Origin of the sequence: uncultured Campylobacter sp. (assembly GCF_938030685.1) — a bacterium.
GTDB lineage: Bacteria > Campylobacterota > Campylobacteria > Campylobacterales > Campylobacteraceae > Campylobacter_B.
The window spans coordinates 1-1,147 of sequence record NZ_CALHHX010000084.1 but is presented as its reverse complement, the minus strand read 5'-3'; the positions used below and the strand labels follow the sequence as shown (position 1 = coordinate 1,147).

The following is a 1,147-nucleotide window of genomic DNA, read 5'->3' as shown; positions in this document are numbered from 1 at the left end:
GTGTAGTTTTTCACGAGCCCTACCTCATCCTCGCCGCATCCTACTAAAATCAATGCCGCTAGCGCAGCGCTTAGTACATATTTCATCTTCGCTCCTTTGAGATAAATTCTGAAAATAATGCTACCCCCCCCCCTACTTAAAAACGTATAAATTTAGAGCTAAAATTTGAAATAAATTCGCAAAGCGCTAGAGACCAGGAATCGTAAAAGTAAAATTTAATGAAAGAATTCGGCGAGAGAGGGAGGGAATCGAACCCCCCGGAAAACGGTCAACCGCCCTCCTATCGGATTTGAAGTCCGCAGACGCCACCAGGTCGCCATCCTCTCCAAATGCGACAATTATAGCGAGATAAAATTTATTTAGCTTTAAAGAGGCTAAATTTTAAGCCCTTTCGGCTCATTATTAGCGACGGCAGGATTATGAGCGCACCCAAAAGAAGCAGGCTCATCACCAGACATATTAACATCCCGAAGTAGATCGTAGGCCAGAAATTACTCATCATCATCACGCTAAAGCCCAAAATGATCGCAAACGACGTATAATACATCGCGTATCCGATACTTGCGTGGCTCGCGCGGATCGCCGCGGCCTCGTCGCCAAGGCGCGCAAACTCCCGCTTGTAGCGATAGATGTAGTGGATGACATCGTCCACGCCGATACCGATGCTAATCGCTGCTATCGTAATACTCATGATATCCAGCGGAATGCCCGCAACCCCCATGATGCCGAAGCAAGCGCAAAGCGGGATTAAATTTACGACGATCGCGATAAGTGCGTATGAAAACGAGCGAAAGATGATTACGAAAAGCACGAAAAGCACGAGCACGGTGATACCCAAAGTGCCTATCTGTGAGCTCATCAGGCTTTGAAGCATATTGTTATAAAGCACCATTATGCCGCTAATCTGCACCGTGACGTTATCCTTAGCGAGTAGGGGGTCCAGATCACGCTTAAGATCGGCTAGGAATTGCGCTCTGCGAAGATTCGGATCGCTATCTATCGTGCGGATGCTAAAGTGCGCCTCGTTCGCTTCGATATTTACAAAGGGCGAAAGCACCAATTCACGGTAGTTTGCCGGCATTTCAGAGTAGATCAAAGCAAGGCTTAGATCGTCCAGATCGCGCCCCTGATTAATCTGTTTGCCGAG

Annotated in this window: 1 protein-coding gene; it reads right to left on the bottom strand. The window is 47.5% G+C overall.

The window, feature by feature from the left end:
* Window positions 1–355: 355 nt before the first annotated feature.
* The coding region (locus Q0369_RS03835; RefSeq protein ID WP_298096232.1) for an MMPL family transporter at window positions 356–1,147 on the bottom strand (792 nt) is incomplete at its 5' end.